This is a genomic window from Candidatus Magnetobacterium casense, from assembly GCF_000714715.1.
GTDB classification, from domain to species: Bacteria; Nitrospirota; Thermodesulfovibrionia; order Thermodesulfovibrionales; family Magnetobacteriaceae; genus Magnetobacterium; species Magnetobacterium casense.
Map to the genome: position 1 here is coordinate 43,674 of NZ_JMFO01000021.1, position 16,344 is coordinate 60,017.

Genomic DNA, 16,344 nt, shown 5'->3' on the forward strand with positions numbered 1-16,344 from the left:
TAATACGTTTAATCATGCCTGCCGACAAGACCTTATTTTACCATACTATCCACGTAAATGCCACGGTGAATTTATTCCCGATAGACAAAGAATGTAAGCCTATTTTTTTTATGCGAAAGTGGAGTTATCTTTTTTCTTTGGATTATCTCTATCGTGTTACATAGGGGGCAGGGACGGCGCCTGCCAAAAAAGAAGGGGTATCAGGAAATCTGCGATATCGTGCCGTGCTCCTGCGCAGCCTAATATGCCATCTTGTCCAACAGGTTGCCGGCGCTTTCCTTGAACTCGTTTATTTCATCGACGTTAGTCATCAGGGTATCAGAGGCAGTTTTGTGTGTTGTGATCCAGTCTTCGTCCTGCTGTAGCGGGATCGTACCTGAGACGCCATGATAGTTGCAGAGGTGCTCGGACAACTGGAGAATTGCCCACAGGTAACTGATTTCGTTGACCTCTGTCACCCCCTTGGGGATGTACAGGGTGTCGCTGTGATGTTGCCTGATGGTTTCGGTCATTGACGCCTGCATCCCCCAGCTCTTTGAGATCAGACCGCCAACGGTAGCGTGATTGGTATTGTAGCTTGCATCCTCGACGTCAATTGCATCAGCGGCATTACTCAGGGCCTTGTACAAGGACTGCTCGTAGTCAGCGTACTTCTTCAACAGAAGCGGGATGGCGCAGTCATGAAACAGACCTAGAAAATAGGCGCTGTCCGTAAGTTCTGACGCCTTCTGTCTTGCCAGATATCCGCATATTGTCGCCGATGCCAGGGAGTGTTTCCAGAATATCTCCGTGACAACACCCACTTCCTTGATGACGTTGTGCAGGGCAGAAGCCATTACCATGCCGGAGAAGTTCTTCATCCCCAGTACGTGCAGTGCCCGCTCTATTGTCAGCACCTTACCGCTGCCGTACACCGGGGAATTGGCAAACCGGATCACCGTGGCAGCCAACGCCACGTCATCCTTGATCAGGCCCACAATCTCCGTCATGTTCGGGGTTGGCCTCTTTGTCTCCTTGGAGAGCCTCAGTATGATGTCCGGACAGGATGGTATGTCGATATCCTTCATGATGTCTGATGTGCCTTTTGCGGCTTCCGGCTTCTGCACAGGCTTCTTTATCCTAACCTTGTCGATGTGCGGCTTTAACTTGCACTCTATTGTCTGGGCATTCAACGGCTTGACCAGGAAGTCCGTTACCCCCGCCTTGATGGCAGATACCAGGCTGTCCTTGTCCGTCCTCTTGGTAACCATGATAAAGGGCAGGGATTTTTTGAGCTTCCTGACGTTTAACAGAAGCTCATACCCGTTCATCCCCGGGATGTCCCACTCACTTACTATGAGGTCATAATCGGTACTCTTGATCCGCTCCAATGCCTCAATGCCATCGGGCGAGATATCAAGCATTATCTGAGGATATTGGGTCTGTATATATTGTATTAAATCCTTATGCGTACCAACAACCAGCACATCTAACCTCCTTTAGTTAAGAATTCCTACATACTGATACTATTGGATATTATACCATATAGCCGTCTCTTGTGTAAACAACTCTATTTCTTTTTCTTTTTTTTAGCTACCAAAAAAAACTGCCAGGGGATTATAATATAAAGCACGGATGACCGTGTTGGATCGTCTGATGATTTCATAGAGGGAGGGACATTTTTTATGTCAGAGGCTCAGGGAACTGGCAAGGTTGAGGAGACCAGGCCAATTAAGTCTAAGGAATTGGAGGTGCTGACAGGGCCTGTGGGGCTGGACATTGGCACTACCAACATTGTCATAGCCCGCATGAAGGGTACGACGTACTACTCGGTCAAACAACTGAATGCTTTTTTTGAGGTGCCCAAGTCAAACATCACAGGCAAGGTGTTGGCACAAAACGACATAATGTTCTTTTCACGCAACGGACAGTTGTTTATCGTGGGCAACTCTGCCGAGCAGTTTGCCAGCACATTTAACGCCGATACCAGAAGACCCATAGAGGGCGGACTGTTAAGCCCAAAGGAGGATGATGGCCTCAACGTCATCCAGGCGATAATCAAGACCCTGCTGCTGCCGGCCAAGAAACAGGGAGAGGCCCTGTGCTTCAGTATCCCCGGTGCCCCCATACACACCACCACAAACGTCCTCTACCACGAGGCCGTCATAAAGCGGACCCTGGAGGGCATGGGGTATAGTCCGCTGTCCATCCACGAGGGCTTTGCCGTTGTCCTTTCGGAGCTTGCCGATGACAGCTACACGGGCATTGGCATAAGCATGGGCGGGGGGATGTGTAACATATGCCTGTCCTACCTCTCCGTGCCTGTGCTGACATACAGCATCCAAAAGGGCGGCGATTACATAGACACCATGGCCGGAAATTCACTCGGTGAGCCTGCCACAAAGATTAAGCTGATCAAGGAAAAGGGACTAAACCTCCTCAAAGAGCCAAAAAACAAGCTCGAAATCTCCCTGCACATCTTCTACGAAGACCTTGTCGTCAACCTCCTGCAGAGCATCCAGCAGGTGATGGCCACATCGGACAGGGTACCGCGCTTTGCAAAGCCCCTGCCCATAGTCCTCAGTGGCGGCACCTGTCTGCCAACAGGATGCAAGGAGCTTTTTGAAAAGGTGCTCAAGAACATACGACTGCCAATACAGATATCGGGCGTGCGCATTGCCTCAGACCCTCTTAACACAACGGCCAGGGGCGCATTGATCATGGCCATGTCCGAGGAATCCTGAGGCGCTTTGTCTATAGATGACGGATGACCGTACCGGTACTGATCTTCTCTACCGATAGTATAAGAGGGAAAATTGTACTAAGAACGCTTCAGCACAACGGCATAGAGGCAACGCTCTTTGGCAACAATTTTGAACTACTTGAGGGACTCGGTGCAATAAAGGGACACTCGGTCGTCATCTTTGACACAAAAAATTATCACTCCAGGGAGTTTGAGATGCTTGATTCTCTCAGGGTCTCTCACCCTCGTTGTTCTGTAATCATATTGTCTGAGGCGGCACTGTTGCCCACGTTCATACAAAAGGGCTTCAGGGCAGACTTCTGTCTCGGTGACCCCCTTGACCCCGAACAGATTTGCCTAAAGGTCAGGGAGATATTTTTTCTCAGGAGCAAGGCATATCTGAGGCTTCGCACATACTTCAGCGTGCTCTACAACATGATCCTGGGGGAGAGGGATAACCCGTACATACGCTTTATGAAAAAGCTGCTGTTGTCCTTTGCCATGTCGTTGTCTGTGGGCTTTGGGCTGATTGGTGGGTTTGTTGTCTGGAGCCTGTCTGACCTGCCCAAGATTCAACTGCTGGAGGAATATGCACCGCTGGAGTCATCCATGCTATACTCCTCAGACGGAGAGAGTTTGGCGGAACTGTACTTTGAGCGGCGACGGTTTATACCCTACTACAAGATACCGACACACGTCAAGAATGCCTTTATAGCGGTAGAAGATGCCCGCTTTTACAGCCATCATGGGTTGGACTTCTATCGCCTGATAGGGGCAGCCATTGAAAATGTACGTGCAAAGTCCTACGTCCAGGGCGCCAGCACCATCACACAACAGTTGGCAAAGATGCTCTTCCTAAAACCCGAACGCTCTCTGACACGCAAGATCAAGGAGGCTGCGCTGTCAATCCAGATAGAGAATCGCTACACGAAAGACGAAATCCTGGGATTGTATCTCAACCAGGCGTACTTTGGCACCAGGGCATACGGTTTGGAGGCGGCGTCGGAGACCTACTTTGGTAAGAAGGCCGAGGAACTTACCGTTGGAGAGGCAGCCCTTTTGGCGGCGATCCCCAAGGCGCCATCGACATACTCCCCGTTTAAGGATACGCACAAGGCCCTCAGTCGGAAAAAGCTCGTTCTGAAGATGATGCTCAACCAGGGCTTTATCTCCGCCGCCAAATACAATGAGGCCGTAGTCGAACCCCTGCCATCCTACACTCCACGGGCACAGTATAAGGCACCATACTTTGTTGAATACGCCCGCGCCAACCTCGAAAAGATTTATGGCGATAACCTGTATACATCCGGCTTCAAGATATACACGACACTCAACTACAAGATGCAAGAGGCAGCAGAACATGCCGTAGCCAATGGTCTGTCAAGTGGCTTTGACGACAAGACCCAGGCAGCCCTGCTTGCCATAGACATAAAGACCGGCGCCATCAGGGCAATGGTTGGTGGTACCGGTTTTGGTGATAGTCAGTTCAACCGTGCCACGCAGGCAATGCGTCAACCGGGTTCGGCGTTTAAACCGTTTATTTACCTGACGGCATTTAAGGATGGTCTCACACCGCAGAGTGCTATTGTAGATGCTCCGGTTACCTATTATTCCAACAATGGCCGCACTGCCTGGACGCCACAGAACTATACACGGAGGTATTACGGGTCGGTGTCGCTAAAGAGTGCGTTGTCTATGTCTCTGAACGCTGCCACGGTTAATCTGGCAAGCAAGTTGAAAATGTCCAGGGTCATTGAGACGGCCAGGTCGGTTGGCATCAAGAGTGATATTTATCCGCATCTGCCGGCGGCCATTGGGGTATCCGAGGTAACACTTATGGAGTTGGTCTACGCATACGGCACGATGGCCGAGGGGGTCAAGCTGGAGCCGCGGTTTTATGAACGGGTGATAGACCGTTACGATCTGGCCTCTGATGCGTCATTGCCTCAGGGACAGAGGGTCATTGGCCAGCAGGCAGTTGCATCCATACGGGAGGTTCTGAGGGCGGTTGTGGAAAACGGCACTGCACGAGCGGCAATGGCCTTAAGCAGACCGGTTTACGGCAAGACCGGTACGACGGATGATTATGCGGACGCTTGGTTCATAGGCTTTGATGACAGACTGGCCGTGGGTGTTTGGGTTGGCAGGGACGACCGCACTTCCCTCGGGGAAGGAAAGACCGGCGGTGCCGCTGCCTTGCCAATCTGGATAGAATTCATGAAGAACGTCCAATGAGGTAGAGAAGAAAGGGGCGGCTCCGCTCTTTCTACTTTCTGAACCACTTTCCAACCTGCTTTAACAGGGCGACGCCACCGGAGAAGTAGTTGGTAAACTCATAGAACGTCCTGATGTGCGATAACAGGTTGACAACCCTGTTGATGTCGGTGTAGTAGAGGAAATTGGCCTTTGCTATCATGTTTTCAATCTCCGCTGACGATACGGCGGAGTTTTTTATAACACAATCCTCACCGATAGCAACAAACTTTTCCCAGTCTATCTCCTCCAGCGGAATTGAGGCAAAGAAGTAGTCAAACTCCTTTGTCCCCGGAAACGGCACCAACATGTTGTAAAAGGCCAACGTCGCATTGACCTCCCTGGAGAATCTGAGCGTATCCTCCATCTGCTGCTTTGTCTCACCGGGGGAACCGATAATATAAAACGCCTGCGTCTTGATGCCCAGACTGGTTGCAATCCTGACGGTCTCTTTGGCCTTTGCAGGTGCGATGGCCTTTCCCATGCGCCTGAGGATACCCTCGTCGCTGGACTCCAACCCAAACCCCACACAGTAACATCCGGCCCTCTTCATAAGCACCAGGACCTCCCTGTTGACCGTGTTGACCTGTGAGAAGCAGAACCACTTGAGGTTCAACCGCTTATCGATCATCCCCCTGCATATATCCTCAAGACGGGCGTGGTTGATCGTGAAGGTGTCATCGGTGATGATAAGTTGCCGGGCGTTGTAGTCCTTTTTGAGCATCTGCATCTCTTCCAGTACGTATTGGGCCGAGTGCATCCGGTACTTCTTGCCGGAGACGATCCTGGCCGCACAGAAGGAACAGTTAAAGGGACACCCGCGACTGGTCAGGATGGTCATGCAGTTTCTGTAACGGGCGTTGTGCATGTTGGGCACAAACAACCGCTGAGATATCAGGTCCCTTGCCGGAAAGGGGATGGAATCCATGTCCTCGATGTAGGGTCTGACGTCGTTGCGGATGATTGCATCGCCATCCCTGTAGATGATCCCGCTTATTCCCTCCAGGGAGGCGTTATTCTGGTATGCGTTGACAACATCGAGCATGGAGCGTTCTCCTTCCCCAATAACAACGCAATCTATAAGCCCCGGGTATGTCCGCATCACAAACTCAGGGATGGCGCTAACATGCACCCCCCCCATAACAACCCTGGCCGTGCAATGGCTCCGACAGAGTTCTGCCAGCTTAATGGCCCTAATGAAATTGGGGGTTGCGCACGTTATCCCGATCACGTCGGGCTGCGATTTCGCGATGATGTCGGTTATAGCGTTGTAGATCAACCCCTGAGCCTCGGGCTCATACATTGCCACCTCATGGCCTCCATACTTGCGCAGATAGGAGGCGATGTATCCCAACCCCAGTGGGAAGTATCTCCCCGCCGCCTTACTCAGATTTCCGTACAAGTCTACGTAGGGCGGTGATAACAGTAATACCTTTGCCATACAGCTTAACCTCCTAAATATGCCTAAATAACGGTCATGATTAAATAAAATAGTTTTATCTTTTTTTAAAGAAGATAGCCTTTGGCTAATCTGTGATTAATACCACCCTCCCAATCTTCCGTGAGAAAATCACGAACAAAATGAAAAAGGTGTTCAACGGTATCCTCGTATATTGGCCTCTTTGTGTAACTATCGAGGTATCTGAATTCTCTATCAGTGTTTTTTTGCTTTCGCAGAACATAAATTTGATCAATCTTAAATTTACGCAAGTTTACCGCCTCTGTTAATTTAAGCCATTCTGCCACGACTATGTATAAAACATTTGGATTGCGGTGTTTCAATAATTCCGCTGCCGTTGATGCATCCTGAAGCATGGTTTTGTCAAGGTAGGTTTTACATTCAACTGTTACTGCTGGTATATCCCATGTCTCTGATTGCGTTGTTGATTGTTCAAAGCACTTGAAATCAGCATTGATTCTCACACCTATAGCAAAGTCATGATCTTTCTTTTCTATTAAAACATTTGGAGTTGTCAGCATTGATTTATAGCTGTGTGATTTGAAGAATAAATCCTTAAATGTGTGTGATTTGCCAATTAAGGCATGTTCAGAAAAATCAGCAACCATATCTTTAAAGAGGTAATACATAAATTCTTCAAGAACAGAGGAATGAAGATTAGAGCGCGAGTCAAACTGTTCTGCATATTTTTGTTGGTCTATGAAATTCTTGTAGCCGTTTAACAGTTTGGTTCGTTTTTCCAGAACCAATAAATCCGAGTCTGCCTTTAATAAAAACGGCCCCTTTAAATCAATATTGGCCTGTTTCCACTGATCGTACTGTAACCGTATCTCAGTAAGATATTGCCGCGATTTGGCATCACGATATTTGGTCTGATGATTTTCTTTTTGTTCTAAGTTGTTCCCGTGGACAAACATTGTTCCCTCCCAATAAGTTGTTGTAATATGTTATGGGCTAAGACCTTAACAAGAAAAGGGGGGACTGCATTGCCAATCTGGTTATATTGGCAAAGAAATTTTTCTTCGTATCTTTCCTCTCGTGCAAGTAAGCGATGGCTAACCACAGTGGGTTTGCCTAAGAAACGATACCAGTCAGGAAATGATTGAATGCGTGCACCTTCTCTAGCTGTAAAATTTCTATGCTGATAGGGATGAACAAAGTTGGCATAGAATGATGCAGGTATTGTATGGCACGGGCGCATAGGAAACATTCTCCTGTTATTCTGGTCATAAGCCTGTTGAACAATCTCTTGAGAATTGCGCCGTCTAGGTTTTAGATGATCGGGAACGTCATTGACAGAATTACCCCACTGCATTGTAGAAAAACGCTCAACCATCCTCTTGCCATGATTCATAGCCTTGTGATTAAATAGTGTGTGGCTACTATTGCGCAATAACTTCTGATAATCGGTTAATGGCGGCATTGTATATTGTTGCTCTTCAGAGCCTTCTGTAGCCTTGAGAGGGGGTAAATCAGAAATGGCATCCCATAATGTCGGGCACGGTTGAAGTGAATTTGAAAATCTTATTGAGAGCTGGTTGGCAGATGTCACCTGATGTGTTGGATCAGGGAAAGGTTTAGATATTTCGATTTTTGATGCAACTACAAATAAACGGTTACGTATCTGTGGAATACCAAAGTCGGTAGCCTGCAGGGTTGCTGCATACACATAAAAACCGATATCTCTCAATGATGACTCGATTATTGTAAGTACCTTTTTTCCTTCCGCCGTCTTTGCTACGGCAAGACTCGGAACATTTTCCATTACCATCAATGTAGGTTGAAAAAGGTGACCTACTCGTAAAAATTCATGAAACAATGAGTTTCTCGGGTCTTTGGGATCACCGGCGTTTTGATTACATATCGAGAAGCCCTGACATGGAGGACCACTCACTATAATATTGGGATGGTGCGTTTCAAATGCATCTAATAGTCCTTGATCGGTTAGTGTTTGAATATCTTTTTGAATTACTATTGCATCAGGATGATTGTAAGAAAAAGTATCACATGCCCACTTATCAATTTCAACAGCACCTATAACTTTAGCGCCAGCCATCTCAAAACCAAGACTAAAACCACCCGCACCGGCAAATATATCCAGCACCCGAAAAACTTGTTCAGAGACTTTGCTATGCTTCAATCTGAACACAGTTCCTCACAAGTTCCTTATCGCTAAATATCTTACCCACTATGTCACTCATTTGTTCTTTTTTGGAACCGAGGCTATGTCTATGGCTATGGCCTGCAGCAACATCTGAAACGACACGATGATTGGCAAGGCCACAAGCATGATCGTCCCGGAGGTCTTTACCGTTGCATTGACGAGCGAGTCCATCCACTCCATAAGCCCAAAGACTACACCAAAGACAAACATCGGTAACCCTATTATAATATAAATTGATGCCATATTGAAATCATAGAGGAAGTATTTAAAGAATATCCGCCTTATAAGGCCTCTCAGCAACCGTGGAGGAAACTCCAGGGATGTCCTGAGTATGCTGAGGGAGCTTTCCTCGTCGCCATATCTCGCCGGTATGTCTATATCCATTACGACGGCGTTTATGATATTGAGGTTGATAAGCATGTCCGATTCAAAGAAGTATCTCCGTGCAATTTGCTCAAGGTTTAGCTTTTCGACAGCCCTTCTGTGTATGGCCGTGTAGCCGTTGGTTGGGTCGATGATGTTCCAGTATCCGGAGGATATCTTCAGGAGGAAGGACAGGACGCTATTGCCAAAAAGCCGAACCTTGGGCATTGCCTTGAGGGCGGTAAAGTTCATAAACCGATTGCCCTTTGTGTAGTCTGCCTCGCCCTTCAGCAGCGGGGCAATAAGTTCATCAATATAGGCGGCATCCATCTGGCCATCGCCGTCCATTTTGACGATTATGTCGCATCCAAGCTCAATGGCCTTTTTCAATCCACTGATCACCGCCCCCCCCACGCCCATGTTGACGTCGTTGTATAAGACGACCAGCCTGTCCTTGTCAACACCCTCCGTGGCGGCGGCAACGTCACCGGAGTACTGAGGACACTTGTCGTCAACGACAATAATCGTACCGATACTTGCAGGGACAGATCGTATCACACCCCCTATTTTATCTGCAACCTTATATGCAGGAATAACAACTGCCGTCTTGAACACACTCTATTATAGCAGATTTAGATTTGGTTTACTACAAAACACGTGGAAAATTCTATTTTACACCCTGATTTTGCCGCATTGACAATCGCAACCGGGGTAGGTTAAACTGTTTTCTCCAGGCTACAAAAATCTACTAAGTGGAGGTAACAGAGCATGAGGCAATTTGCAAAGACAACGGGACTAATAACACTGATGATGTGCATGTTGGTTCTGATGGTCCAACCCCTGGCAGCCACAACGACTGCTAACGATGGGGATTGGTCGGCAACAAATGTCACGTTGACAAACACCCCCGAGGCCGCTATGATGGTTCGCACTGGGGACATCGACAATCTGGGCTTTGGATGGCCTACCGGCTATGATCCATTCTCAGGACACAGCACGCCATCGCACAGCTATCCATGGACGGTTGACCCAAAAGACCCCGATGGCACAGACAGAATAATGGTTATCACAAGCTATAACGGTCACCCCCCAAACGGGCAAGATGGTTACACAGGTTCAACCTCGCGCCCTGCAAACAACGTAAGACCTATTGTCTTGGAATATTCCCTGAGCGGACTGACCGTTAATTCTGCAATGCTGCAGATATTTGTCGATGACTTTCAGGCCCCTGTCTGGAGCGCCCAATATGAGGTGACCATAAACGATGTGAGGATAACCGAGTTGGAGGTTGTGATAAACTCCCTCGCACAGACAGGCCCTATTGGCAAGCTCATCACTGTAAGGGTCCCCGACGATAAGCTCGATCTGATAAGGAGCGGGAAGATTAGCATCAAGTTTGACGACAACACAACAGGCGCCGGGGATGGTTACGCCGTTGACTTTGTAAAGCTGCTGATAAATCCATCGGGTGTAACATCCACCGGTACGATAACAGGCACTGTCACCGACGCTGATACAGATGCGGCGTTAGTCGGTGCCGAGGTGAGCGCCGGCGGTATCGTAAAGACTACCACCGATAGCGATGGAATGTACAAACTAACAGGTGTTCCGGCAGGGCTTGTAGTAGTGAAGGCCTCTGCAACAGGCTACATACCTGATACAAAAACGGTTGATCTGGTAAAGGACACAACTGAGACTGCGGATTTTTCGTTGAGCAAGGGATACAGCGTGACCGTAACCAAGTCAGGGGATGGCACGGGCACTGTCCTGAGCACTCCAAGCGGGTTGGATTGTGGCGGTACGTGTAGTTATCAGTTTGACCCGGGTACCACCGTTACACTGACGGCAACCGCCGCAAGCGGTTCAACCTTTACCGGCTGGAGCGGCGACTGCACCGACACAAGTTCAACGTGTACGCTGACTGTTTCGGCCAACAAGGATGTAAAGGCTACCTTTACATCAAGCTGCCGGGGTGGCACCACAAAGGGGCCAAAGTACGACTTCAATGCTGATGGTGTTGCCGATATCCTCTGGTACAACAAAACAACAGGGATGGTCTATATCTATCTCATGAAGGAAGACGGGACAATACTTAGTCACGGAACACCCGCAACGGTTGCCGACCTAAAGTGGCAAATAGAGGGGATTGGTGACTTCAACGGCGACGGCAAGAGCGATATCCTGTGGAGAAACTCAGCCACCGGACATGTCGGCATCTGGCTCGTGGATGGCACCTCCGTTTCAAGCATGGGGTCTCCCGCAACCATATCTGACCTCAACTGGCATATCAAGCAGGTGGACGATTTCAATAAAGATGGTAAGAGTGATGTCCTATGGGAAAACATGGCATCAGGCTTGCTCGTCATCTGGTACATGGATGGCATAAACATCTCAAATTATAAGTCAATCGGGCTAGTTCCCGTAACCGATTGGGAGATAATCAAGTAACTGACAAGTTAAGAAGGGAGGACGTTACCCCTTTGATGCACGGGGGGGAGCGTCCCCTTCTCTCATACAGCAAATGTCGATCAACACGAAACACTTAAACCGCTGCATTGAAACGCTTGAGAGTTCGTTGCATTTTCTACGGCAAAGTGAGGTCGGTAGCATCGAATATGAGGTCTTCCGAAATGCAACAGTCAAGGGGTTTGAGTTGACGCTGGAGATTTCCGGGAAGCTGCTAAGAAAGGCGTTAAAACCCTTTTTCGCCACATCAGCGACGGTTGATACGCTGGTTTTCAAGGACATCTTCCGTTATGGTGCAAGGCATGGGCTACTCAGCACGGATGAGGTACAACGCTGGCTCGGATATCGTGACAACCGAAACGACACGGCAAATGATTACGGGGCCGGTTTTGCTGAGAAAACCCTGTCGTTATTGCCCGATTTAATAGCAGATGCAAGGCGCCTGATGCATAAGCTGGACAATGTCACAGAGCATTGACATACGGCCGGAGTACCTGGCGACTCTCAAGGCCTTGCTACGGCGGTATGTCCCCAGGGCGGAGGTATGGGCCTATGGAAGCCGTGTCAGTGGCGGTGGACACGATGCCAGCGACCTTGACATTGTCTTGCGCTACCCTGAGGAGCCTGCCAGGTTGCAGGAAAATCTGCCTACACTGAAAGAGGTATTATCCGAAAGTGAACTGCCAATCCTCATAGACGTGCTTGACTGGGCAAGGGTACCTGAGGGATTTCAGCAAGAGATATCGAAAGACTATGTGATCATTCAGTACCCGGAGACAGAACAATAGGGGTTACATTAGCGTTATTTTTCATGTCTTTTTCGTCAGCTTCATAAGTTCTTCAAATTCCTGATGTATACTTCTGACTTAATGCTATAATAATCAACGGAGATGCCGGCAGTGTTTCACTGTCTCTCAATATAAAGATTTAAGGAGGATTCAGGTTTTGAGAAAAATAGTTTTAGGTGTTGTGGTTTTGGTGTTGCTTGTAACGTCGGCAGGGTTTGCCAAGGACTTTGAGGTAGAGAAGAAGGCGGGCGATTACACGCTCAAGATCACGATGGACAACAACCCGCCCATCGTTGGTGATAACAACGTTGTCATTGAAGTCAAGGACTCTGCGGGTAAGGCCGTTGCCGATGCCAAGGTGTTGGTTGATTATGGTATGCCTGCGATGCCGGGGATGCCGGCAATGAACTACAAGACCGAGGCCAAACATGATGGTGGACAATATAAGGGCGTCCTTACGCTTTCTATGGCCGGCTCGTGGAACATTGTCGTGAAGGTCTCACACAATCACAAGAAGGTCAAGGCCAAGATCAATGTGGATGCCAAGTAGACATAGTTTGCTTGTATTGATTGTGTTTGCGGGGCTTTTCTCTGTCACGTTACAGGCGTATGCCGAGGATACCACCCTAGATGCGCTTATAGAGGAGGCCCTGCAAAACAACCATGAAGTGCTCATGGCTCAGTCGAAGGTTTACACGTCTAAGTTTCGGACACCGCAGGCCTCGACCCTGCCTGACCCCATGGTCATGTTTGGGTATCAGAACGAAGGCTGGAACCGATACAGCTATGGGCAGATGAGCGACGCTCAGTGGATGTTTTCGGTGTCGCAGATGTTCCCGTTTCCCGGCAAACTGTCCCTGAAGCAGGAGATGACCATAAAGGACACGGAGGTGCTCCAGGCTGCCGTGCACAGCGTGCGTTTAAAGACCGCCGCCAGGGTAAAGGAGCTTTACTACGACCTGTTTCTAACCTACAAGAACATAGAGCTTATCCAGGACAGAGTGGCGTTGTTTGCAAGGCTCGAGGATGCGGCGCTGTCGCGATACGCATCGGGAATGGGGCAGCAGGTGGATGTGCTGATGGCGCAGACGGAGAAGTACATGTTGATCGAAAAGCAGGAGATGGAACGACAAAAGATGCACGTCATCGAGGGTATGCTCAACTCCACACTCGGTCGGCAGGACGTCAACACACCTATTGACAGGCCGCATGACATCTCCCCCACCCCCTACGTCCGATCTATGTCGGATGCCCTGAAGTCGGCCTTTGAGACCTCCCCTGATGTCCTGTCAAAGGCGAAGGAGATTGAGGTGGCCAAGGTCAAGGTCGATATGGCACGGCGGGAGTACTATCCCGACATCAACGTCAGTGCCTCCGTGGCAAAACGTGGCGGGGACTTCGAGGACATGTGGAGTCTGACGGCGGCGGTCAATGTCCCCATATTTTACAAGACAAAGCAGAGGATGGCCGTCTCTGAGGCACGTTCGGTGTTGTCAGAGTCTCAGCACGACGTTGATGCCATAAAGACCATGATAGCATCGGCCATACGCGAAAACTACACCATGTTACAGACTGCCGATAAGCTGATCGAGCTATATAGAAACGCACTGATACCCCGCACCTACCAGGACTTTGAACTGGCCCTCAGCGCCTATGTCACGGGAAAAGTGGAGGCCACAACCGTGATTGCCCCTCTGAAGTCCCTCATAGACTATGAGACCCTGTACTTCAGACAGGTGGTCGAACGGCAAAAGGCAATAGCCAGGATTGAGGCCATTGCCCCATCCGGCGGTCCTGTCACGGAGAGCGGCAAGGGAGGGTGACCAAAGTGATAAAGGACATTATATTATTATTTTTTGCGACGTTGACGTTTTTGATGGCTTTCTCAGGCAATGTTACCGTTAGCCATGCCGAGGATGATTTTGATGATGCCCCCGTTGTTGAGATACCTGATGACAAGCGTCAACTGATAGGGGTCAGAACGGTGGAGGTTGCCGTCAAGCCGTTTCAGCGCACCATCAGGACGGTGGGACGCATAGAGTACGACGAGCGTCGGCAATCGACCGTCAACACAAAGATTGAGGGTTGGGTAGAGCGTCTCTACGTAGATTACACGGGTCGGTACGTCAAAAAGGGTGAGGCCATGGCAGACATCTACAGCCCTGAGCTGGTTGCCACGCAGCGGGAGTTTCTCAACCTCCTGAGGTGGGCCAATGGGACGAGCATATATTCGGAGCAGGAGTTGGTCAACTCATATGCGGAGATGCTCAAAAAGGATGCCCGCCTCATCCTGGATGCGGCCAGGCAGAGGTTGAAGCTCTGGGACATCACGGATGCGCAGATAGACGAAATAGAGCGGACCGGCAAGGTCATACGAACGTTAACCATTTACTGTCCTGTCAGCGGGTATGTGACGGAGAAGAAGGCCGTTGCGGGGATGCGTGTCATGGCAGGAGAGAAGCTCTTTGACGTGGTTGATCTGTCTTCGGTGTGGGTGATGGCGGATGTCTATGAAAACGAGTTGCCGCTGATAAAGGTTGGACAGGTGGCGAGCATTGGTCTGAGTTATTCCACCGAAAAGGCGTTTACGTCAAAGGTTGATTATATCTACCCCGTGCTTTCGGGGGAGAGGCGCACGGCCAAGGTGCGGTTTACGGTTGCCAATCCAAAGGGTGAGTTAAGGCCACAGATGTTTACCAACGTGGAGATAGGCATAGACCTTGGTCAGCGTCTGGTAATCCCCGATGAGGCGGTCATAGACACGGGCGTGGAGCAGAGGGTCTACGTGGACAAGGGCGAGGGCAACTTTGAACCCCGACTCGTGCAGCTAGGTCTAAGGAGCGGTGGCATGGTAGAAGTCACGAAGGGCCTCAAAGCCAAAGAGCGCGTTGCATCCTCGGCAGCATTCCTCATAGATTCCGAAGCACAGCTCAAAGGGATAGCGCCTAAGAAATAGGGAAAAGAAAAAAGGGAGGGCTCTGCCCTCCCTCAGACCCACCCGCAAGGGAGCACGGCCCCCTTGACCCCGTTTTATTATTGTTTATTGATGGGGTTATCAGGAGTTTTTTTTACATCGTCCCATTTTATTTTTGGTATGTTAGCAATAGCTTCAGTAATGTGTATGTGTCTCTCAACACTCTTTTCATTAATGTCAGATATTTGCTCTCTTAAAGCATCTACCTTAGCAAACAACACAGCTATTGTGGTAATAAAAATAGCAAGAATAGTTGATAACAAAACATAAAATAAATTTTCTATGTGTCGAGATGAGTTATTATTATTATTTTTTGCCATTTTCCTTCTCCTTTTCCTTTTTCTTTTTTGGCAATTCTTTTTTATAAAATACTTGCCAAAATAAACTGCCAATTATTTTTGCAGCTTCTTTATAACGGATGTTCTGGGTTTTGACTGTAAAAAATCGTGTAACCCCTTGACACTAAACGATTATTCAAAATTGATAGTGTCTACATTTTAAAATTCTTTGCTATATTAATAAGTTATCATGAAATGTATTATACCATGCCTCACTAATAAAATCAAGTTTTAGTGTCTACGTGTTTACACATTTTCTTTTATAAAACCTTATATTTAAAGGAAGTAAGCCTTTTTTTGCGCAGAACATCCGTTATAATATGGACTTTCCAAAATAAATATAAACATAGGAGCCTCTTGCAAAAAGAAATCAAAAATCCCTACAAATATCTACTCTCTCATCTTTAATGAGGTCTAAATTTTATTCACTCACATAAAAATCTCCAAATCTTCTATTTTATCGGACATAATTGCCAATTTGTTCTGATTTTAGACGCATTTCTCCCTCATAATGCTAAAACAACCTTTTTTTAGGTATCTTTTATCGTTTAGGTTATCAGTTTTAACATTTGATCGGCAAATAAGACAACAATTCCGATCATCAAGTGCATCTTTACTTTCATGCTTCCCCTTACCAAAACATTATTTCCACCAAATTCGGTCTTCAATCTACCATTGACTCTTTCGATTGTAGTACGTTCATTATATCTTATAGCCTCTGCAGTGGACATTGGTAAAACGCTGCCACGGCGAGGATTTTTGTCTATTATTGGTACATGTCCAAGATTTTTGCTTGTATCGTATATTGTTTTTGCGT

Annotated in this window: 14 protein-coding genes and 1 pseudogene; 8 read left to right on the plus strand and 7 right to left on the minus strand. The window is 48.2% G+C overall.

The window, feature by feature from the left end:
* Positions 1-239: 239 nt before the first annotated feature.
* Positions 240-1,466: an HDOD domain-containing protein gene (locus tag Mcas_RS11250; RefSeq protein WP_040335637.1), complete on the minus strand. Its 1,227-nt coding sequence runs from the start codon at positions 1,464-1,466 to the stop codon at positions 240-242.
* Positions 1,467-1,664: 198 nt separating this feature from the next.
* On the opposite strand from Mcas_RS11250, the gene Mcas_RS11255 reads away from it, so the two are divergent.
* Together Mcas_RS11255 and Mcas_RS11260 are read left to right on the plus strand one after the other, a co-directional pair.
* The gene (locus Mcas_RS11255) at positions 1,665-2,723 is read left to right on the plus strand and encodes a disk-shape morphogenesis protein volactin (RefSeq protein WP_052567251.1); all 1,059 of its coding nucleotides are present in this window, start codon (positions 1,665-1,667) and stop codon (positions 2,721-2,723) included.
* 23 nt (positions 2,724-2,746) lie between these two features.
* Complete coding sequence (locus Mcas_RS11260; RefSeq protein ID WP_052567253.1) at positions 2,747-4,957, plus strand: transglycosylase domain-containing protein; 2,211 nt, start codon at positions 2,747-2,749, stop codon at positions 4,955-4,957.
* A gap of 31 nt (positions 4,958-4,988) precedes the next feature.
* Here Mcas_RS11260 and Mcas_RS11265 read toward each other — a convergent pair whose 3' ends face one another.
* The 4 genes from Mcas_RS11265 to Mcas_RS11280 form a co-directional block, all read right to left on the minus strand.
* Positions 4,989-6,416, minus strand: a complete 1,428-nt coding sequence (locus Mcas_RS11265) for a B12-binding domain-containing radical SAM protein (RefSeq protein ID WP_040335638.1) — start codon at positions 6,414-6,416, stop codon at positions 4,989-4,991.
* Between the two features lie 65 nt (positions 6,417-6,481).
* Positions 6,482-7,351: a Bpu10I family restriction endonuclease gene (locus tag Mcas_RS11270; protein WP_040335639.1), complete on the minus strand. Its 870-nt coding sequence runs from the start codon at positions 7,349-7,351 to the stop codon at positions 6,482-6,484.
* Complete coding sequence (locus Mcas_RS11275; RefSeq protein WP_200873686.1) at positions 7,327-8,583, minus strand: DNA cytosine methyltransferase; 1,257 nt, start codon at positions 8,581-8,583, stop codon at positions 7,327-7,329. The genes Mcas_RS11270 and Mcas_RS11275 overlap by 25 nt, the downstream gene beginning before the upstream one ends.
* 48 nt (positions 8,584-8,631) lie before the next feature.
* Positions 8,632-9,576: a glycosyltransferase family 2 protein gene (locus Mcas_RS11280; RefSeq protein WP_040335640.1), complete on the minus strand. Its 945-nt coding sequence runs from the start codon at positions 9,574-9,576 to the stop codon at positions 8,632-8,634.
* 153 nt (positions 9,577-9,729) lie between these two features.
* Here Mcas_RS11280 and Mcas_RS16865 point away from each other — a divergent pair, with 153 nt between their 5' ends.
* The 6 genes from Mcas_RS16865 to Mcas_RS11310 all read left to right on the plus strand — a co-directional run bounded on the left by Mcas_RS16865 (position 9,730) and on the right by Mcas_RS11310 (position 15,171).
* The gene (locus tag Mcas_RS16865; protein ID WP_052567255.1) at positions 9,730-11,409 is read left to right on the plus strand and encodes a carboxypeptidase regulatory-like domain-containing protein; all 1,680 of its coding nucleotides are present in this window, start codon (positions 9,730-9,732) and stop codon (positions 11,407-11,409) included.
* Positions 11,410-11,482: 73 nt separating this feature from the next.
* Positions 11,483-11,905, plus strand: a complete 423-nt coding sequence (locus Mcas_RS11290) for a nucleotidyltransferase substrate binding protein (RefSeq protein ID WP_040335641.1) — start codon at positions 11,483-11,485, stop codon at positions 11,903-11,905.
* A complete protein-coding gene (locus Mcas_RS11295) occupies positions 11,889-12,215 on the plus strand; it encodes a nucleotidyltransferase domain-containing protein (protein ID WP_040335642.1) in 327 nt (108 codons plus the stop codon). Before Mcas_RS11290 ends, Mcas_RS11295 begins: the two co-directional genes overlap by 17 nt.
* A 157-nt stretch (positions 12,216-12,372) precedes the next feature.
* Positions 12,373-12,765: a FixH family protein gene (locus Mcas_RS11300; RefSeq protein ID WP_156033331.1), complete on the plus strand. Its 393-nt coding sequence runs from the start codon at positions 12,373-12,375 to the stop codon at positions 12,763-12,765.
* 7 nt (positions 12,766-12,772) lie between these two features.
* The gene (locus Mcas_RS11305) at positions 12,773-14,038 is read left to right on the plus strand and encodes a TolC family protein (protein ID WP_040335644.1); all 1,266 of its coding nucleotides are present in this window, start codon (positions 12,773-12,775) and stop codon (positions 14,036-14,038) included.
* Positions 14,039-14,043: 5 nt separating this feature from the next.
* Complete coding sequence (locus Mcas_RS11310; RefSeq protein ID WP_052567257.1) at positions 14,044-15,171, plus strand: efflux RND transporter periplasmic adaptor subunit; 1,128 nt, start codon at positions 14,044-14,046, stop codon at positions 15,169-15,171.
* A gap of 77 nt (positions 15,172-15,248) precedes the next feature.
* On the opposite strand, the gene Mcas_RS11315 is transcribed toward Mcas_RS11310, so the two are convergent.
* Entirely contained in the window at positions 15,249-15,509 is a 261-nt protein-coding gene (locus Mcas_RS11315; RefSeq protein WP_040335645.1) for a hypothetical protein, read from the minus strand.
* 566 nt (positions 15,510-16,075) lie between these two features.
* Positions 16,076-16,344 (minus strand): annotated as a pseudogene (locus Mcas_RS18515) (hypothetical protein); the annotation flags it as partial.